Origin of the sequence: Pseudonocardia sp. EC080619-01 (assembly GCF_001420995.1) — a bacterium.
Taxonomy (GTDB): domain Bacteria; phylum Actinomycetota; class Actinomycetes; order Mycobacteriales; family Pseudonocardiaceae; genus Pseudonocardia.
Window position 1 is genome coordinate 5,232,902 of the sequence record NZ_CP012184.1, and the last position, 13,797, is coordinate 5,246,698.

At 76.2% G+C, this 13,797-nt stretch carries 14 protein-coding genes; 5 read left to right on the top strand and 9 right to left on the bottom strand.

Going from position 1 to position 13,797, the window contains the following annotated elements:
• Window positions 1-151 precede the first annotated feature (151 nt).
• Complete coding sequence (locus AD017_RS24530; protein ID WP_060575701.1) at window positions 152-1,024, bottom strand: spermidine synthase; 873 nt, start codon at window positions 1,022-1,024, stop codon at window positions 152-154.
• A gap of 93 nt (window positions 1,025-1,117) precedes the next feature.
• Here AD017_RS24530 and AD017_RS24535 point away from each other — a divergent pair, with 93 nt between their 5' ends.
• Genes AD017_RS24535 through aroB form a run of 4 tightly spaced genes read left to right on the top strand, consistent with a single transcriptional unit; the run spans window position 1,118 to window position 4,807 of the window.
• Window positions 1,118-1,756, top strand: coding sequence for an A24 family peptidase (locus AD017_RS24535; protein WP_060575702.1), 639 nt, complete (start codon window positions 1,118-1,120; stop codon window positions 1,754-1,756).
• 44 nt (window positions 1,757-1,800) lie between these two features.
• Complete coding sequence (aroC, locus tag AD017_RS24540) at window positions 1,801-3,003, top strand: chorismate synthase (RefSeq protein ID WP_060576592.1); 1,203 nt, start codon at window positions 1,801-1,803, stop codon at window positions 3,001-3,003.
• Window positions 3,000-3,689, top strand: a complete 690-nt coding sequence (locus AD017_RS24545; RefSeq protein ID WP_060575703.1) for a shikimate kinase — start codon at window positions 3,000-3,002, stop codon at window positions 3,687-3,689. Before aroC ends, AD017_RS24545 begins: the two co-directional genes overlap by 4 nt.
• Window positions 3,686-4,807, top strand: a complete 1,122-nt coding sequence (gene aroB / locus AD017_RS24550) for a 3-dehydroquinate synthase (RefSeq protein WP_060575704.1) — start codon at window positions 3,686-3,688, stop codon at window positions 4,805-4,807. Before AD017_RS24545 ends, aroB begins: the two co-directional genes overlap by 4 nt.
• Window positions 4,808-4,988: 181 nt before the next feature.
• On the opposite strand, the gene AD017_RS24555 is transcribed toward aroB, so the two are convergent.
• From AD017_RS24555 to AD017_RS24565, 3 genes are all read right to left on the bottom strand, one after another.
• Window positions 4,989-5,585 (bottom strand): HdeD family acid-resistance protein, encoded by a 597-nt coding sequence (locus AD017_RS24555; protein ID WP_010228621.1) that lies wholly within the window; start codon window positions 5,583-5,585, stop codon window positions 4,989-4,991.
• A gap of 176 nt (window positions 5,586-5,761) precedes the next feature.
• Window positions 5,762-6,277, bottom strand: a complete 516-nt coding sequence (locus AD017_RS24560) for a hypothetical protein (RefSeq protein ID WP_060575705.1) — start codon at window positions 6,275-6,277, stop codon at window positions 5,762-5,764.
• Entirely contained in the window at window positions 6,274-6,993 is a 720-nt protein-coding gene (locus AD017_RS24565) for an MBL fold metallo-hydrolase (protein WP_010228619.1), read from the bottom strand. Before AD017_RS24565 ends, AD017_RS24560 begins: the two co-directional genes overlap by 4 nt.
• 31 nt (window positions 6,994-7,024) lie before the next feature.
• Here AD017_RS24565 and AD017_RS24570 point away from each other — a divergent pair, with 31 nt between their 5' ends.
• The gene (locus tag AD017_RS24570; RefSeq protein WP_060575706.1) at window positions 7,025-8,104 is read left to right on the top strand and encodes a Xaa-Pro peptidase family protein; all 1,080 of its coding nucleotides are present in this window, start codon (window positions 7,025-7,027) and stop codon (window positions 8,102-8,104) included.
• On the opposite strand, the gene AD017_RS24575 is transcribed toward AD017_RS24570, so the two are convergent.
• The 5 genes from AD017_RS24575 to AD017_RS24595 are packed head-to-tail and all read right to left on the bottom strand — an operon-like array spanning window position 8,105 to window position 13,793.
• The gene (locus AD017_RS24575) at window positions 8,105-9,301 is read right to left on the bottom strand and encodes an ABC transporter permease (protein WP_060575707.1); all 1,197 of its coding nucleotides are present in this window, start codon (window positions 9,299-9,301) and stop codon (window positions 8,105-8,107) included. It lies immediately after the preceding gene.
• Window positions 9,298-10,185: an ABC transporter ATP-binding protein gene (locus AD017_RS24580; RefSeq protein ID WP_010229231.1), complete on the bottom strand. Its 888-nt coding sequence runs from the start codon at window positions 10,183-10,185 to the stop codon at window positions 9,298-9,300. Before AD017_RS24580 ends, AD017_RS24575 begins: the two co-directional genes overlap by 4 nt.
• 29 nt (window positions 10,186-10,214) lie before the next feature.
• Window positions 10,215-10,958, bottom strand: a complete 744-nt coding sequence (locus AD017_RS24585) for a CPBP family intramembrane glutamic endopeptidase (RefSeq protein ID WP_060575708.1) — start codon at window positions 10,956-10,958, stop codon at window positions 10,215-10,217.
• Between the two features lie 35 nt (window positions 10,959-10,993).
• A complete protein-coding gene (locus AD017_RS24590) occupies window positions 10,994-13,141 on the bottom strand; it encodes an ATP-binding protein (RefSeq protein WP_060575709.1) in 2,148 nt (715 codons plus the stop codon).
• Entirely contained in the window at window positions 13,128-13,793 is a 666-nt protein-coding gene (locus tag AD017_RS24595) for a response regulator transcription factor (protein WP_029239141.1), read from the bottom strand. The genes AD017_RS24590 and AD017_RS24595 overlap by 14 nt, the downstream gene beginning before the upstream one ends.
• Window positions 13,794-13,797 lie beyond the last annotated feature (4 nt).

The following is a 13,797-nucleotide window of genomic DNA, read 5'->3' on the forward strand; positions in this document are numbered from 1 at the left end:
CCCGGTGGCACGGGCCCGGGGCGAGAACGCTCGCCGATTGCGGTGGTGCTCGCCGGATCGGGTGAGCGGCCCCGGATCTGGTGAGCGTCTGCCGGGTGCCGGGTGCGGGGCGGGTGCGGGGTCGGTGGGTGGTCGCGGTGTGTCTGTGGGGTCACTGGCCCCAGAGGCCGGCGGGGGGTTTCGGGGACGGGGTCGCCGTCGTGTCCGTGACGACGGCGACGCCCCGGGCCAGTGCGCGGGTGTCGTCGTCGTCGAGGACCCGGGCCGGGAAGGGGTCCGCCGCGGCGCGGCGCACCAGGCCGGGGACCGGCAGACCACGGTCCGAGCCGACCAGCACGAGGTTGCCGAACCGGCGACCCCGCAGCACGTCCGGGGCCGCGATCAGGCCCAGCTCGGCGAAGGCCGCACCGGCCGTGGCGACCTGCCCGGGCAGGAACGGCCACGGTGCCCCGTCGCCCAGGTTGGCGACATGGATCCCGGTCGGTGCCAGGACCCGGCGCACCTCCCGCAGGAACTCCGCGGTCGTGACCTGGGCGGGTGTGCGGGCACCCGCGAAGACGTCGAGCACGACGAGGTCGAACCCGCCGGCGGGGAACAGGGCCAGGCTCGCCCGTGCCTCCGAGGTGACGACCTCCAGGCCGTCCGACCCGCCGGGGCCGGGAAGGCGGTGCGCGACCAGTTCGGCCAGCGCCGCGTCGAGCTCGACGACCGTCTGTGCCGACCCCGGACGCGTCGCCGCCACGTACCGGGCCAGGGTCCACGCGCCACCACCGAGGTGCAGCACGCGCAGCGGCACCGACGGGGGCGCCGCCAGGTCCACGACGTGGGCGATCCGCCGGACGTACTCGAACTCCAGGTGCTCCGGGTCGGCCAGGTCGACGTGCGACTGTGCCGTCCCGTCGAGCAGCAGCGTCCAGGACTGCGGGCGGTCGGGGTCCTGCACCAGCTCGGCGACGCCGTGGTCGACCTCGGCGCGGATCACCGCCGACGCGTCGCGCTCGTCCTGCGTCGCACCGGAACCCATGGTCCCCATCCTGCCTGCCCGGTCCCGGGCCGAGTTGTCCACAGGCCACGAGATCGTGGGTGCGATCCGGCCGGGAGCCCGCAGGCTGGACGCATGGACCTGCTCACCCTCCTCACCGTCCCGCTCCTCGCCGCCGGTGCCGGTGCGCTCGCCGGAGCGCTCACCCGCCTCGGGCTCTCGCGGATGCGCCGGGGCACACCGGTCGAGCCGCCGTGGTGCGAGGCAGGGACCGGCACGCTGTGGGCGGTCGTCGCGGCGCTCGTCGTCACCGGCCTGGTCGAGGCCCGGTGGGTGCCGCTGCTGGCGGCTCTGACCTGGCTCGGCGTCGCCGGCTCGGCGACCGACCTGCTGCGCAGGCGGCTGCCGAACGCGCTGACCCTGCCCGCGCTCCCGCTGGTGGTCGGCGCCCTCGTGCCGGCCGGTGCCGCCGCGGTGCTGCGCGGCATGGCCGGTGCGGTGCTGCTCGGGGCCGCGTACGCGGCGGTCCACCTGGTCTCACCGCCGGCGATGGGTGCCGGTGACGTGAAGCTCGCGCTGCCGGTCGGCGCCGCGGTGACCGGTCCGGCCTGGTCGGCGCTGCCGGCGGCGGTCCTGCTCGCCGCGGTCCTGTCGGCCGTCGTGGCGGGGTGCGCGCTGGCGGTCGGGCGGGCCCGCTGGGGGAGCAGGCTCCCGCACGGGCCGGTCCTCCTCGCGTCGGCACTCGCGGTGGTCGGGGCGGGTGCGGCGGCGTGAGTACCGACGGTCGGCCCGGAACCCCGGGTGAGAGGATGGACGCCGTGCTGCGATGGATCACCGCCGGGGAGTCCCACGGTCCGGCGCTGGTGGGCGTGCTCGAGGGCATGGTCGCCGGTGTCGGGGTCACCACCAAGGAGTTGCAGGCCGAGCTGGCCCGCCGGAAGCTCGGCTACGGCCGGAGCCCGCGGATGGCGTTCGAGGCCGACGAGCTCGAGGTCGTCGGCGGGATCCGGCACGGTCTCACCCAGGGCGGCCCGGTCGCCGTGCGGATCGCCAACACCGAGTGGCCCAAGTGGGAGACGGTGATGGCCGCCGACCCGGTCGACCCGGAGCTCATCGCGCACCGTGCCCGCAACGCGCCGCTCACCCGGCCGCGCCCCGGGCACGCCGACCTCGCCGGCATGACGAAGTACGGCTTCGACGAGGCCCGCCCGGTCCTGGAGCGCGCCAGCGCCCGGGAGACGGCCGCCCGCGTCGTACTCGGCACCGTCGCCAAGGCGTTCCTCGAGCAGGCGCTCGGTGTCCGGATCGTGTCGCACGTCGTCGGGATCGGCGCCGTCGACGCCCCCGACGACGAGCCGCTCCCCGGACCCGACGACCTGGAGCGCATCGACGCCAACCCGGTCCGTGCCTTCACCGAGGAGACCGGCGCCCGCATGGCCGCCGAGATCGACGCCGCCCACGACGACGGCGACACCCTCGGCGGCGTCATCGAGGTCATCGCGTACGGGATGCCGGTCGGCGTCGGTACCTACGTGCAGGCGGACCGCAGGCTCGACGCCCGGCTCGCGTCCGCCCTGATGGGGATCCAGGCCATGAAGGGCGTCGAGATCGGTGACGGGTTCCGCACCGCCCACCGTCGCGGGTCCGTCGCGCACGACGAGATGGTCCCCTCCGGAGCGCGCGGCGAGGGGCCCGCGGGCACCGTCCCCGTCACCCGGCTCAGCAACCGCGCCGGGGGCATCGAGGGCGGCATGACGAACGGCGAGCCGGTCCGCGTCCGGGTCGCGATGAAGCCGATCTCGACCGTGCCGCGCGCGCTGCGCACCGTCGACACCGTGACCGGTGAGGAGGCCACCGCCATCCACCAGCGCTCCGACGCCTGCGCCGTCCCGCGGGCCGGTGTCGTCGTCGAGACGATGGTGGCGCTGGTGCTGGCCCAGGCGGCGCTGGAGAAGTTCGGCGGCGACTCGATCGACGAGACCCGGCGCAACGTCGCCGCGTACCTGGCGGGTGACCGGTGAGCGCCCCCGGCCCGGACGACGCGGGCCGCCCCTGGGTCGTCCTGGTCGGCCCGCCCGGCTCGGGCAAGACGACCGTCGGCACCCTCCTCGCGGAGCGGCTCGGCCTGGTGTTCGCCGACACCGACGCCGCCGTCGTCGAGCGCATCGGCAAGCCGATCGCCGAGATGTTCGTGCAGGAGGGCGAGGCCGCGTTCCGGACGCTGGAGCGCGAGGTCGTCGCCGAGCAGCTCCGCGCCGGGCACGGGGTGCTCGCCCTCGGCGGCGGATCGGTTCTCGCGGCCGAGACCCGTGAACTGCTGGGGGAGCACCGGGTCGTCGCGCTGGACGTCGATCTCGCCGACGGGATGCGCCGCACCGGGATGTCCACGGCGCGGCCGCTGCTCGCCGGGGTGAACCCGCGGGCGACGTTCCGGTCGCTGCTCGCCGACCGGGCACCGCTCTACGCCGAGGTCGCCACCGTCCGGGTGCAGACCGCGCGGCGCAGCCCGAACCAGGTCGTGGCCGAGGTGCTGACGGCGTTCGGGCTGCCCGGCGAGGCCGCCGACGCCGACCCGGCCTCGGCCGACCCGCACGACCGTCCGACGCCGCGGCAGGACTCCGCCCTGCCCAGCCCCGGCTTCGGCGCTCCCGACGACGGGTCCGGCGACACGGCGGACGGCCCGCAGGACCGGCTGGAGGCCCGATGACCACCGAACTCCCCGACGCCTCCGGCGTCCTCGAGAGCGACGGTGCCGTCCGCATCGACGTGAACGCCGAGCGGCGCTACCCCGTGCTCGTCGGTGCCGGCGTGGCGTCCCGCCTGGCGGGGACCGTCGCCGCGACCGGGGCGGGCCGCGCGCTGGTCGTCCACCCGCCGACGCTGGCCGACCGGGCCGGAGCCGCCCGCGACGAGCTGGCCGCGGCCGGGATCACCGCGACCACGATCGAGGTCGCCGACGCCGAGGCCGGCAAGTCGCTCGACTCGCTCGCCGCCTGCTGGCAGGCGTGCGCCGACGCTGCGCTGACCCGCGCCGACGTCGTCGTCGGGTTCGGCGGGGGAGCGGTGACCGACCTCGCCGGGTTCGTCGCGGCGACCTGGATGCGCGGCATCGCGGTCGTGCACGTCCCGACCACGTTGCTCGCGATGGTCGACGCCGCGGTCGGGGGCAAGACCGGCATCAACACCGCGGCGGGGAAGAACCTCGTCGGGGCGTTCCACGAGCCGTCGGCGGTGCTCGTGGACACCGACACGCTGCGGACGCTGCCCCGCGCCGAGCTCGTCGCGGGGTCGGCCGAGGTGTGGAAGGCGGGTTTCATCGCCGATCCCGTGATCCTCGACCGGGTCCGAGCCGACCCGGCCGCCGCGCTCGACCCGGCCGGCCCGGTGCTCACCGAGCTGGTGCGCCGGGCGATCCGGGTGAAGGCCGACGTCGTCGGCGCCGACCTCCGTGAGTCCCACCTGCGGGAGATCCTCAACTACGGCCACACCCTCGGCCACGCGATCGAGCGGCGCGAGGAGTACCGGTGGCGGCACGGCAACGCGGTGTCCGTCGGCCTGGTCTTCGCCGCCGAGCTCGCCCGTGCGGCCGGGCGGCTCGACGACGCCACCGCCGACCTGCACCGGGAGGTGCTGGAGCTGGTGGGCCTGCCGACGGCGTACGAGCCGGGCGTGCTGCCCGAGCTCACCGCGTCGATGCGCGGGGACAAGAAGTCCCGGGCGGGCACGCTGCGGTTCGTCGTGCTCGACGGCCTGGCGAAGCCGGGCCGCCTGGAGGGCCCGGACCCGGCCCTGCTGGAGACCGCCTACGCGGCGATCACCGGCTGAGCCGGCCGAGCGCGGGCCGGCCGAGCGCGGGCCGGCCGAGCGCGGGCCGGCCGAGCGCGGGCCGGCCGAGCGCGGGCCGGCCGAGCGCGGGCCGGCCGAGCGCGGGCCGACCGAGGGCAGGCCGACCGAGGGCGGGCCGGCCGAGCAGCATCGGGTCGGCCGAGCATCGGGCCGGACCGCGTCAGCCGACCGCGGGGTGCGACTCCGACCGGAACGCCTGCACCACGAACACGATGCCGGTGACGACCGCGAACAGGCCGAACAGCCAGAGCAGCGCCATGATGCCGGTCGCCGGCCACACCAGCAGCAGGATGCCGATCAGCACGTTCAGCCCGGCCCGGACCGCGATCCAGCCCCACGGTCCGTCGTGCTTGCGGACCTCGTTCGCCGAGATCGCGGTGACGATGCCGGCGAGGATCGCCCAGAACGCGATCACGAACAGGATCGCCATCGCGGCGGCCGCGGGCAGCGCGAACGCGATCAGACCGGCGAGCACCGACACGACGCCCTGGGCCACCGTCCAGCCCCAGCCGGGGCGCTCCGCGCGGTGCCGGATCCCCAGGACGATCGCGGTGATGCCGTCGACCAGCGCGTAGGCGCCGAAGACGTAGATCAGGGCGAGCAGTGCGAATCCCGGGATCAGCAGCACCGCCAGGCCGAACGCGAGGAGCAGCACCCCGCGCAGCACGACCAGCGCGCGGACCCGCCGCGACGTCTCGGTCCCCGTACCGCGGGCGGTCGGGGCCGCCCCACCCGTGTTGTCGGCCGCGTCGACCATGTCCGGCTCCTCCGCTCGGGATCATCGGCTCGTCGTCGTCCTGCCACCCGGGTCGTCGGCGCGGGTGGCCGGACGCCGTCGGCGCCGATGATCCCGCTCGGGCGATCCGCCCGACCGGGTCGAAAGTCCTGGTCGTGGCAGGGCCAGGGGAGGCGGGTGCGGCTCGGGGCGGGCCCTCAGAGACCGACGTCGTCCAGCGCCGCACCCAGCGGCTCCGGCAGCGCGGCGAGGTCCAGTGCCGCCGCGAGCACGGCCCCGTAGCGTGCCTTGCGCCCGGACCGCACCCCGAGGAACCGGTGCAGGTGCTGCGCCGGGGTCCGTCCGCGCTGGGCGGGCTGGCGCTCCAGGGTCCGCAGCCCGGGCAGCTCGCCCTGCTCACCGACCAGCCCACGCACCCGCTCCACCCCGAGGGCGCGGATCATCTCGTCCTCCAGGTCCTCGCGGCAGACCCGGCAGCGCATCCCGGGGGCGAGGGCGCGCTGCACCCACGCCTCGGCACCGGCGTCGCACAGCACGGTGACCCGCTCCGGGGCCGCCGGGGCGAGCGCCCGCAGCGCCGCCGGGAGGTTCGTGTAGCCGTGCAGCACGACGATCGCGACGCCGTCCGGCGGGCGCCCGCGCCGCCGGGCGAGGGTCTCGATCGCGGCGGCGTCGCTGGCCCCCTCGACCAGCACGACCGCGCGGGGGCTCACTGCCCGAAGGCCGCCACGAACTGCTCGGCCGAACCGGCGCGGTAGACCATGTTCGTGCGCTGCACGTCGTCGAGCGGGGCGCTCGGCGCGTCCGAGTAGCGGTGCCCCGGGTAGACGGTGGGGTTGCCCTTGAGCGACGCCAGCTGCTGCAACGAGTGGTACATCTGCGCGGCGTCGCCGCCCGGGAAGTCGGTGCGCCCGCAGCCCTGGAGGAACAGGGTGTCGCCGGCGACGAGCTTGTCGCCGCCCTCCGGGTCGGGAACCAGGAAGCACTGGCTTCCCGGGGTGTGCCCGGGGGTGTGCAGCAGCCGGATCGCGACGTCGCCGACCTCGATGACGTCGTCGTGGTCGTGCGCGGTCAGGTCGGTCGCCGACAGTCCGGTCACCCGGGTCACGTAGTCGGCCTCCGGGCGCTGCACGTGGATCGGCACCGGGTTCTTCCCCAGCAGGTCCGCGACGCCGACGAGGTCGAAGCCCATCATCGAGCCGCCGACGTGGTCGGGGTGGTGGTGGGTGGCCAGCACTCCGGTGAGCCGCATGCCGTCGGCGTCGAGGGTGGCCAGCAGCTCGTCGGGGGAGTAGGCGGGGTCGACGACGACGGCCTCCCGCGTCCCCGTGTCCCCGATGAGGTACGAGAAGTTGACCATCTGGGTGGCCACCGGGTCGCCCACGGCGTAGTCCTGCCCGGAGAGCAGCTGGCGGAAGTACAGGCCCATGCGCGTGACCCTAGGACATAGGGTCGGGCGCATGGGCCACCCCGACCGCCGTGACTCGCTGCGCGGGCTCCTGCGCACCGCCGGGCTGGACGCGCTGCTGGTCACCGACCTGCTCGACGTCCGCCACCTCACCGGGTTCACCGGGTCCAACGCGGCCGCCGTCGTGGCCGTCGACCCTGCGGGGGACCTGCTCTGCACCGACGGGCGCTACCGGATCCAGGCGGCCGAGCAGTGCCCGGGCCTCGCCGTCGTGATCGACCGGCCGAGCGCGCCCGCCGCGGCGGCGCAGGTCCCGGCCGGGCGGGTGCTCGGCTACGACTCGGCGACCCTGACCGTCGACGGGCTCGCCGCCGTCCGCGACGCCGTCCCCGGCCGCCTGCTGCGCCGCGCGCCCGGCCTGGCGGGGCGGTTGCGCGCGGTCAAGGACGACGGCGAGGTCGCCGCGATCCGCGCCGCCTGCGAGCTGGCCGACACCGCCCTGCGCGACCTGCTCGACGCCGGCGGGCTGGCAGCCGGCCGCACCGAGCGGGAGGTGGCGCTCGACCTGGAGGACCGGATGCGGCGGCTCGGTGCGGCCGGGCCGTCGTTCGAGACGATCCTGGCCGCGGGGGCGCACTCGGCCGTCCCGCACCACCGGCCCACCGGCACGCCGATGCGGCGCGGGGATCTGGTGAAGATCGACTTCGGGGCGGCGCTGGACGGCTACCACTCCGACACGACCCGCACCTTCTGCCTCGGCCCTGCCGCGGAGTGGCAGCGCGAGCTGCACGCACTCGTCGACACGGCCGCCGCGGCCGGGCGGGACGCGCTGGCCGACGGCGCGTCCGTCGCCGCCGTCGACGCCGCCGCCCGCGAGGTGATCGGGAAGGCCGGGTACGGCGAGCAGTTCCCGCACGGGCTCGGGCACGGCGTCGGCCTCGCCGTGCACGAGCCGCCCTGGCTGTCGAAGGCCGGGACCGGCCGGATCGCCGCCGGTCAGGTCGTCACCGTCGAGCCTGGGGTCTACCTGGACGGCCGGGGCGGGGTGCGGATCGAGGACACGCTGCACGTCGTCGCCGGCGGGCCGGCCGTACCGTTGACGACGCTGCCCCGCGAGCTCGTCGAGGTCTGATCAGCGGCTCCTGCCCAGCGCCTCCCGCCACGGGACCGCCGCGCCGATCCGCAGCACCGACCGGTGGTAGATCCGCGCGCTCGCCCACGCCAGCGCGGCGACCGCCGCCAGCATGAGCAGCACGGTCGCGACGATCTGGACGACCGTCGCCGACCCGTCGGCGATCCGCAGCGGCATCAGGATCGCCGAGAACGGTGGGATCCAGGAGAGCACCGTGACCAGCGTGTCGTCCGGCGAGCTCACGTAGTAGAACGCCGCGCCGTAGAGCAGGAACAGGCTCAGCATCAGCGGGCCGGTGGTCGTGTTGATGTCCTCCTGGCGGGAGACCATCGACCCGGCGGCCGCGTAGAGGACCGAGTAGAACGCGAACCCGAGCACGAACCAGCCGAGCACGCTCGCGAACACCCCGACCGCGGTCGCCGTCAGCGTGAGCACACCGGTGGCGAGCCCGGCGGTCAGCCCGACGACGCCGTACAGCGCGAGCTGCAACAGCCCGACCGCGCCGATGCCGACGATCTTCCCCCACAGCAGGTGCAGCGGCTTGATCGTGGACAGCAGCAGCTCGACGACGCGGCTGGACTTCTCCTCGACCACGCCCATTGCCACGTACGTGCCGAACCCGAGGATCTGCCCGAACAGCAGGAACAGCGCGACGAAGCTCAGCGCGGTCCGCTGCCCGGCCTCCGGGTCGGGCGGGTCCGCGGCGTCGACGGTGAGCACCGCCGGTGCGGTGCTCCGGTCGAGCTCGGCCGGGTCGACGCCCAGCCCGGTCAGCGCGGTGTCGCGGGCCTGCTGCTGCAGGGCGGCGTCGAGCACGGCCCGGACCGGTCCGGGCACCTCCTCGGTGACGATCGCGACGGCGCCGTCGGCGGTGGGGACCACCGCGACGTCGAGGTCCCCGGCGAGTACGGCGTCGCGCCCGGCGTCGGCGGAGCCGACCGGCCGCACGTCGACCGGCAACCCGAGCCGGTCACCGGCCGCGGTGACGGCCGCCGCGAGCGCCGGCGGGCCGGCCACACCGACGGCCGGGCGGTCGTCGCCGGAGCCGCCGAACACGGCGAACGCGACGATGCCACCGGCGATGACCAGCAGCACGATCACGTTGCTGATCACGAAGCTCTTCTTCACGACCTGGGCGCGGAACTCACGACGGGCGACCAGCGCGACGGCGCGGGACGCGGGCAGCGGGCCCCTCATGCGACGACCTCCCGGTAGAGATCGGTCAGGGACGGGGTGCGGACGGTGAACCCGTGCACCGGCCCGGTGGCGAGCGCGGCGGCGAGGACGTCCTGGTCGTTCGCACGGTCGTCGAGCAGCAGGGTGGTGCGGCCGTCGGCGAACCGGTCGACGACGACGCCGGGCAGGCCGTCCGCCCAGCCCGGCGGGGCGGCCGGGGCGTGGACCTCCAGCCGGGTCCCGCCGCCGCGGCGTACCGCCGCGACCGTCCCGACCGTCCGCATCCGGCCCGCCGCGATGATCCCGACCCGGTCGCACAGGCGCTGCACCAGGTCGAGCTGGTGGCTGGAGAACAGCACCGGCACCCCCGTCCGGGCCTTCTCCTGCAGCACCTCGCTCATCACGTCGACGGCCACCGGGTCCAGCCCGGAGAACGGCTCGTCCAGCACGAGGACGGCCGGATCGTGGACGAGCGCCGCCGCCAGCTGCACCCGCTGCTGGTTGCCGAGGCTGAGCGCGTCGACGGTGCTCTCCAGGCGGGACTCCACCCCGAGCCGTTCGGCCCAGCGGAGCACGGCCCGCCGCGCGCCGGCCCGGCCGACGCCGTGCAGCTCGGCCAGGTAGGCGAGCTGCTCGCCGACCTTCATCTTCGGGTACAGCCCGCGCTCCTCGGGCATGTAGCCGATGGTGCGGCGGACGTCGAGGTCCACCGGCCTGCCGCCGAGGCGGACCTCACCGGCGTCGGCGGCGAGCACGCCGAGCGCGATCCGCATCGTGGTCGTCTTGCCGGCGCCGTTCGACCCGACGAAGCCCAGGATCTCGCCCGGGCGGACGTCGAGGGTCACGCCGTCGAGCGCGACGGTCGACCCGTACCGCTTGGTCAGGGAGTCGATCTCGAGGGTCATCGCGGTGTCCCTCACCGCAGCGGTGTCCCTCACAGGAGCAGCGTCGCGATCGCGAAGCCGGACGCGTTGAACACCGCGTGCGTCACGACGGCGGGCCAGATCGAGCGGCTCCGCTCGTAGAGCAGCGCGCAGACCACGCCGAGCAGGAACGCGATCACCAGGACGACGTTGACGCCGTGCGCGATCGCGAAGACCGCGGCGCTCGCCGGCGCCGCGACCCCCACGCCGTAGCGGCGCAGCGCGCCGTAGCCGATCCCGCGGAACAGCACCTCCTCGGCGAACGGCACCAGCACCGCCCCGGCGAGCATCACTCCGGCGAGGACGAGCAGGTCGTCGCCCGCCAGTGCCTCGCCCAGGAACGCCTGCGGGTCCGACAGGTCGCCGGTGATCTCCTGGTACGCCCAGCCGACCCCGAAGGCGAGGCCGCGCGCCACCAGGCCGGCGGCGACGCCCACCAGCAGCCACCGCGCCGTCGTCGCGCGCAGGCCGATCGCGGGCATCCACCGCACCCGGATCGCGAGCACGGCGAACGCGGTCAGGAGCGTGGCGGCACCGGTGAGCGCGAGCAACGGCACGGCCGCGCCGAGCACGGCCATGCCGCCCACCAGGAACAGGGTGAACCCGGCGAGCCCGCTGAGCACGAGGTACAGCGGGGCCGCGACCAGCAGCTCGGTCCAGCCGACCGACGGGCCGCCCGGCCGTCCGGTCCCCGGAGGCGGGGCGGCACCCCTCGTCGCCGCCCCGCCGTCGGTCCCGTCACGCAGGTCCGTCATCGCCCCTCCCGGCTGCTCCGTCGGTGGCACCGACGCTAGGTGGCGAGGGGGTCGCTCCGGATCGGCGCGGAGGACGAGATCGGGGCGGGCGCGGCCTCGTCCCCGCGGACGAGCGGCGCCCGGGGGAGCACGGCGTGCACCGTCCAGCCGGCCCCGTCGCCGGGGCCCGCGTGCAGCGTGCCGCCGAGCAGCTCGACCCGTTCGCGCATGCCGACCAGGCCCAGGCCGGAGCCCTGGCCGTCGGGCCGGTGGCCGGGGACCGGGCCGTCGTCGGAGATCTCGACCTCCAGCACCGGCTCCCGGTGCACGACCCGCACCCGGGTCCCGGACCGGCCCGCGTGCCGGAGCGCGTTGGTCAGCGACTCGGTGAGGATGCGCTGGGCGAACAGCTCCGCGTCGCCGGTGTCGGCGGGCGGCGTGCCCTCGACGGAGACGGTGACCGGCAGGCCGGCGACCCGCGACGGGCCGACGAGCTCCGCGACACCGGCCGCGTCCAGCGGGACGCCGTGCGGGTCCGGCGTGAGGCCCTCGAGCTCGGGCAACGCCTCGGCGACCCGGCGCCCCGACTCGGCGACGTGCGCGACGGCCTCCGCGCGGACGGCGGGGTCCGCGGCCATCCGTGCCGCCCCGGCCTGCACCGCGATCGCGCTGACGTGGTGGGCGACGACGTCGTGCAGGTCGCGGGCGACCCGCAGCCGCTCCCCGGTGACGGCGTCGCGGTCACCGGCCTCCGCGCGGTCCCGGTGCCGCTGCTCGGTCTCCAGCCGGTGCCGCCGCACCAGCACGCCCGCGACCCACACCGGCACCGTGCCGAGGCAGGCGAACAGCAGCCACGCCGTGCCGCCGACGGCGCTCGCGTAGCCGAACGTCATCGCACCGGCCAGCCAGGTCAGCGTCGACACCGTGACGGCGGGCCCGGACCACCGGGGCCGGGTGTACGCCGCGGCACCCCACACGAGCAGCAGCCAGGACGTGTCGGCGAACAGGTTGGTGGCACCGAGCCCGGCGGTGACGACCGTGCACACCCCGGCGATCAGCACCGCCGGGACGGGCGCGGTGCGCCACCAGGCGATCAGCGCGAACTGCAGCGCGACCACCAGCAACCCGGGGAGCGACTCGAACGGCAGCCCGAAGGTCCCCAGCAACCGTGCGAGATCCGGGTCGAGCGACGGCGGCACGGGCAGCGCCGCCGCCGGCAGTGCGACGACGAGGAACGCGGCCTGCGCGGCCAGCCCGGCCCGGTCCGGCAGCGGCCATCCGCGCCGCCGGTCCGGGGCACGCGGCTCCTGGCCGGCGGGGCCCGGTGAGCCGGTTCCGGGGCCCGGTGAGCCGGTCCCGGAGTCCGAGGAGCCGGGCGGGTCGGCAGGGTCGGTGGGGTCGGGTGAGTCGGGGGAGCGCAGGATCCCCAGCACCCGCCGCATCGCGGCGAGCACCGACCGGGCCTGGTCGCGGAGCGCCCGCAGCTCCGCCTCGGACGCCACGGGGACGGTCCCACCGGCACCGGCCGGCTCCCACCGCCGGGTCAGCCCGACCAGCCGGTGCAGCCCGGACAGCACGCCGCTGCCGATCTCCTCGGCGATCCGGGCCCGTTCGGTGCGCAGCGCCGCCGAGCGCCGGGCCCGCTCGGTCTCCTCCCGGATCCGGTCCTCCCGCCGCGCCGCGGCCCGGGTGTAGCGCCCGGCCGCCCCGCCCGCCAGCACCAGCACGGCGATGACCAGGCCGCCACCGACGGCGGCGCCCGCGGCGGTGCCGAGGTCGCCGAACATCGGCACACCGGCCGCGGTGAACCCGGCGACCGCTCCGGCCCAGCCGAGCACCAGCACGGCGGCGGCGCGCCCGGGGGCCCGCGCGACCGCGAACGCGAGCACCGGCCACACGTACGTCGTCGGGGTGGCGATCATCGCGAACTGGACCACGGACACGATCGCCACCAGCGCGTACGCCCGGCGCGGCCGGTACCGGCGCACCAGGACGATCGCGGCCAGCGCCGTCGCGGTCAGCGTCCCCGCGACCGTGCCGGCCGCCCCGGGGAGCAGGCCGGGGAGTACGGGCGCCCCGGGCACCCGCGTCGACAGCACCTCCATCAGCGCGGTGAGCAGGACCGCCGAGGCCAGCGCCGCGTCGCCGGCCCGGGTACCCGGCAGCGGGCCGGGCCGGTCGTCGCGCGGCTCAGCCGTCGTCACCGGCGGCCCCCACCAGCCCGTGCTCGTAGGCGAACACCACCAGCTGCACCCGGTCGCGCAGGTCCAGCTTGGTGAGCAGGTTCGACACGTGCGTCTTGACCGTCGTCCCGCCCAGGACGAGCCGGGCCGCGATCTCGGCGTTCGACAGACCGGCGGCCACCAGGCCGAGCACCTGACGCTCGCGCTCGGTCAGCGCACCGGCGGGCCCGGCGCCGGGCTCCGGGTCGGCGGGCACGAACGACCCGACCAGCCGCCGGGTGACCGAGGGTGCGAACAGCTCGTGGCCCGCGTGCACCGTGCGGACCGCGACCTGCAGGTCCTCCGGCTCGACGTCCTTGAGCACGAAGCCGGACGCCCCGGCCCGCAGCGCGTCGTACACGTGCCGGTCCAGGTCGAACGTCGTCACGACCAGCACCCGGATGCCGGGGTCGCGCAGGGCCCGGATCCGCCGGGTGCCCTCGATGCCGTCGGTGCCGGGCATCCGGACGTCCATCAGCACCACGTCCGGGGTCAGCGACTCGGCCAGCTCGGCCGCCGCGCCGCCGTCGGACGCCTCGCCGACGACCTCGATGTCCGGCGCCGCCGCCAGCACCGTCCGCAGCCCCGCACGCACCACGGCCTGGTCGTCGGCCACCACCACCCGCACCGTCATGGGC

Excerpts from the sequence above, each read along its gene's own strand:
- AD017_RS24530 (WP_060575701.1), bottom strand. The coding sequence starts at position 1,024 with ATGGGTTCCGGTGCGACGCAGGACGAGCGCGACGCGTCGGCGGTGATC.
- AD017_RS24535 (WP_060575702.1), top strand. The coding sequence starts at position 1,118 with ATGGACCTGCTCACCCTCCTCACCGTCCCGCTCCTCGCCGCCGGTGCC.
- aroB (WP_060575704.1), top strand. The coding sequence starts at position 3,686 with ATGACCACCGAACTCCCCGACGCCTCCGGCGTCCTCGAGAGCGACGGT.
- AD017_RS24555 (WP_010228621.1), bottom strand. The coding sequence starts at position 5,585 with ATGGTCGACGCGGCCGACAACACGGGTGGGGCGGCCCCGACCGCCCGC.
- AD017_RS24565 (WP_010228619.1), bottom strand. The coding sequence starts at position 6,993 with ATGGGCCTGTACTTCCGCCAGCTGCTCTCCGGGCAGGACTACGCCGTG.
- AD017_RS24570 (WP_060575706.1), top strand. The coding sequence starts at position 7,025 with ATGGGCCACCCCGACCGCCGTGACTCGCTGCGCGGGCTCCTGCGCACC.
- AD017_RS24575 (WP_060575707.1), bottom strand. The coding sequence starts at position 9,301 with ATGAGGGGCCCGCTGCCCGCGTCCCGCGCCGTCGCGCTGGTCGCCCGT.
- AD017_RS24580 (WP_010229231.1), bottom strand. The coding sequence starts at position 10,185 with ATGACCCTCGAGATCGACTCCCTGACCAAGCGGTACGGGTCGACCGTC.
- AD017_RS24585 (WP_060575708.1), bottom strand. The coding sequence starts at position 10,958 with ATGACGGACCTGCGTGACGGGACCGACGGCGGGGCGGCGACGAGGGGT.
- AD017_RS24595 (WP_029239141.1), bottom strand. The coding sequence starts at position 13,793 with ATGACGGTGCGGGTGGTGGTGGCCGACGACCAGGCCGTGGTGCGTGCG.